This is a genomic window from Kribbella sp. (assembly GCF_035655035.1).
In the GTDB taxonomy this organism is placed as follows: Bacteria; Actinomycetota; Actinomycetes; order Propionibacteriales; family Kribbellaceae; genus Kribbella.
In genome coordinates, this window is record NZ_DASRVN010000068.1 from 1 (window position 1) to 3,112 (window position 3,112).

Here is a 3,112-nt window from a genome sequence, read left to right on the forward strand (position 1 = left end):
ACGAAACAGGATGTGGAGGACAGATGACGCAGGTGGCAGAGCAGCCGGGCAGTACTGCCGGGCGGCTCGGCTCGGTGGTGCTGGACTGCCCGGACCCACTCGAGCTCGCCCAGTTCTACTCGGCGCTGCTGGGGCTGGACATCGACGAGAACGGTGACGAGGACTGGCGGAGCCTGACCGGCCCGGGTTCCTCGCTGGGGTTCTCGACGCTGGCCTTCCGGCGCTCGGAGGAGTACGTGCCGGCCACGTGGCCGGGCACCGAAGCGCAGGACCTTCACCTCGACCTGATCGTCGAGGACATCTCCAGCGGGCACGCGACGGTCGTCGCCCTCGGCGCCGAGCCGCTCGACCCGCTGGATCCGCCGCCGGCCGAGAACGCTCGCGGCTGGCGGATCTACGCCGATCCGGCGGGGCATCCGTTCCGGATCTGTCTCGAGTAAGTCACCGAAGGGCCCGTCGCAGGAGACGGGCCCTTCGCATGTCACGCCCCGCTGAAGCTGAAGTGCCTGGCCGGGTCGTACCGCGGGACCGGCTGGTAGCTGTTCACCCCGGGCTCGCCGCGCAGGTGGAACGCGCTCGGGTACGGCGACTCCGGGTCGGTGATCCGCGTCGAGGTCGGGATGTACCTGATGGTCAGCCCGCAGCGCCGGTGCGGGGACGTGTTCGCGTTGCTGCCGTGCACGATGTTCGGGTGGTGCACCTCGACGTCGCCCGGCGCGAGCACCATGTCGACGGCCCGCGCCTCGTCGACCTCGACCGCGATCTCCTTGCCGAGCACGCTCTCCACGGCGGTGTTGTCGCGCATCCGCAGTACGTCGGAGCGGTGGCTGCCCGGGATCACCCGGACGCAGCCGTTCTCCGGTGTCGAGTGGTCGACGGCCAGCCAGAGCGTCACCACCTTCATCGGGTCCAGCGGCCAGAACGCGGCGTCCTGGTGCCAGAGCACCGGCTGGCCGGAGTACGGCGGCTTGGAGATGTAGTGCGACGCGAACAGCGCGATGTCCGGCCCGACGAACTGCTCGGCGATGTCGACCAGCCGGTCGTCGCTCACCAGCCGGACCCAGAACGGGTCGTCGCGCAGATAGGTGTGCCCGAGCTGCTCGGGCCGGACGTCGGGGTGCCGGGCCTGCAGCCATTCGACATGATCGTTCACTTCCTTGATCAGGTCCTGGTCGATGACATTGCGGAAGATGACATAACCGTCGGTTTCGAACATGCCTCCAGCGTGGCGGCAACCGGCTTTGGCGGCCTAGCAGCGGTGCGACCACTATTTGTACTGTGTTGACGTGGACCAGGTACTGCGTTTCGAGGCGCACGCGTTCGGCCGGCCGTACCACGCGGCCCGGGTGCGGATCCCGGCACGGGCCCGCGACACCGAGCTGCACACGCACGCGGACTTCCACGAGTTCATGGGCGTGGTCTCCGGCGGCGGCGAGCATCTGCTGACCGCGGGTGTCGAGGAGTTGCGCGCGGGCGACGTCGTACTGGTCCGGCCGAGCGACCGGCACGCCGTCCGCGGCGCGGCGCCCGAGGGTCTGGAGTTCGTGAACGTGGCGTTCCCGAGTTCACTGTGGCAGGGCTTCCTCGACCTGACGCGGACGGCGACGTGGTCGTCGCGTGGACCGATCAGCTTCCACGAGCCGGCGGCCGTGCCGGTCTTCGAGCATGCCCTCGACCGCTTCCAGGACAGTCCGACCACGCACGACCTGCTGCGCTTCTGGATCGACCTGCTCGACCTGCTGACGCCGGGGGAGCCGGGCGGCTCCGGGATTCCCGACTGGCTCGCGAGGGCCTGTACGGCGATGCGTGCCGAGGGCAACCTTCGCGGCGGAGTCCCACGGCTGCTGGAGCTTTCCCGCGTCAGCGCCGCGCACCTGTCCCGCTCGATGCGCGCGGCGTACGGCGTGACCCCGACCGCCTTCGTCGCCGACCTGCGCCTGGAACACGCCGCGTCCTTGCTCGCGGCAACCAACATCTCGATCGCCGGTATCGCGAGCCGCTGCGGCTTCAGCAGTCAGTCCTACTTCACCCGCTGCTTCACCGCCGCGCACGCCCTGACCCCGACCGAGTTCAGGCACCGCTCCCAGCGCGCGTTCGTTCCGTGAGGTAGTCGGCGACCTCGGGCTGCTGGAAGAACTCCGCCCAGCCGCGGACGTCCGCGTCGTACTGGGTGTCCTTCAGTGAGAGGTCCGCGCCGCGGTCGACGAGGAACCGGAGGGTGTCGAGTTCGCCCGTACCGGCGGCGAGGTGTGCCGCGGTCATGCCGCCGTCCGTCCGTTCGTTGACGGCGAAGCCGCGGTCGGCGAGCTGCCGGACGAGGTCCCACCGCTGCGCTGCGGCGGCGTCGGCGAGCAAGGCGGGGCGCTCCGCCGGGGTGAGGTCTCCGGCGAGGGCGGCCGGGAACGGGTCGTCGGCGTGCCGGCCGCGGTAGAAGTCGCGGACGGTGCCGACCTCGGCGCCGTGGTGGATGAGTTCGTCGAGGATGTGCAGGGCGAACGACGTACCGTCGCTGTCGGCGTACGGGCCGGCGATCGGGCCCATCGCCCGGTCCAGGTCGTCCTGGCTGAGCGCGGCGAGGCGCCCGCGCCAGATCTCGTACGCCCGGTCCAGGGCGTCCAGCGCGTCGGCGGCCGACCCGGGTACGCGCGGCGGCTCCTCCGTCGCGGTGTGCCCGAACCAGGTCGCCGTACGTTCGGATTGTAGAACGTCGACAATGTGCGTGATCCGCCACGCGAGCGTGGTGAACGGCGCCGGCGCGGGCGGGAGCCGGGACCCGTCGGCGACGTACCCGCCGGCGCTCTTGCGGACCGTCCAACAGCCGTCGAACGGTTCCCAGAAGTACTCGTCGTCGGTCAGCCCCTCGACCCGGTGCCGCAGCCGTTGCCAGGCGAAGTCGGACAGGTCCAGGAGGTTCTGCGAAAGCGTGGTCATGTCGTCACGGTAGGACGACCTGAGGACAGGATCGGTCCGCAGATTGCAGAATGTTGACAATGGACACCGCGACTCGCCTCCTCCGTCTGCTTTCCTTGCTGCACTCGCGCCCTCAGTGGGACGGCGCCGAGCTGGCCGCGAGGCTCGAGATCACGCCGCGGACCGTACGCCGGGACGTGAC

The 3,112-nt window shown here is 70.1% G+C and carries 5 protein-coding genes; 3 read left to right on the forward strand and 2 right to left on the reverse strand.

Annotated elements, in window-relative coordinates:
• The first annotated feature begins 23 nt into the window (after positions 1-23).
• Positions 24-440, forward strand: a complete 417-nt coding sequence (locus VFF46_RS04360; protein WP_325035707.1) for a VOC family protein — start codon at positions 24-26, stop codon at positions 438-440.
• Between the two features lie 41 nt (positions 441-481).
• On the opposite strand, the gene VFF46_RS04365 is transcribed toward VFF46_RS04360, so the two are convergent.
• Entirely contained in the window at positions 482-1,216 is a 735-nt protein-coding gene (locus tag VFF46_RS04365; protein ID WP_325035708.1) for a phytanoyl-CoA dioxygenase family protein, read from the reverse strand.
• 70 nt (positions 1,217-1,286) lie between these two features.
• Between VFF46_RS04365 and VFF46_RS04370 the strand changes: the two genes are divergently transcribed.
• Complete coding sequence (locus VFF46_RS04370; protein ID WP_325035709.1) at positions 1,287-2,105, forward strand: AraC family transcriptional regulator; 819 nt, start codon at positions 1,287-1,289, stop codon at positions 2,103-2,105.
• On the opposite strand, the gene VFF46_RS04375 is transcribed toward VFF46_RS04370, so the two are convergent.
• The gene (locus VFF46_RS04375; protein ID WP_325035710.1) at positions 2,071-2,931 is read right to left on the reverse strand and encodes a DinB family protein; all 861 of its coding nucleotides are present in this window, start codon (positions 2,929-2,931) and stop codon (positions 2,071-2,073) included. The two genes, VFF46_RS04370 and VFF46_RS04375, sit on opposite strands and share 35 nt — an antisense overlap.
• A 59-nt stretch (positions 2,932-2,990) precedes the next feature.
• On the opposite strand from VFF46_RS04375, the gene VFF46_RS04380 reads away from it, so the two are divergent.
• A partial coding sequence (locus VFF46_RS04380; protein WP_414673033.1) for an HTH domain-containing protein occupies positions 2,991-3,112 on the forward strand: 122 nt, incomplete at its 3' end.

What these genes read in the sequence shown, in the direction of transcription:
- VFF46_RS04360 (WP_325035707.1), top strand. Translation starts at nt 24, where the DNA reads ATGACGCAGGTGGCAGAGCAGCCGGGCAGTACTGCCGGGCGGCTCGGC.
- VFF46_RS04365 (WP_325035708.1), bottom strand. Translation starts at nt 1,216, where the DNA reads ATGTTCGAAACCGACGGTTATGTCATCTTCCGCAATGTCATCGACCAG.
- VFF46_RS04375 (WP_325035710.1), bottom strand. Translation starts at nt 2,931, where the DNA reads ATGACCACGCTTTCGCAGAACCTCCTGGACCTGTCCGACTTCGCCTGG.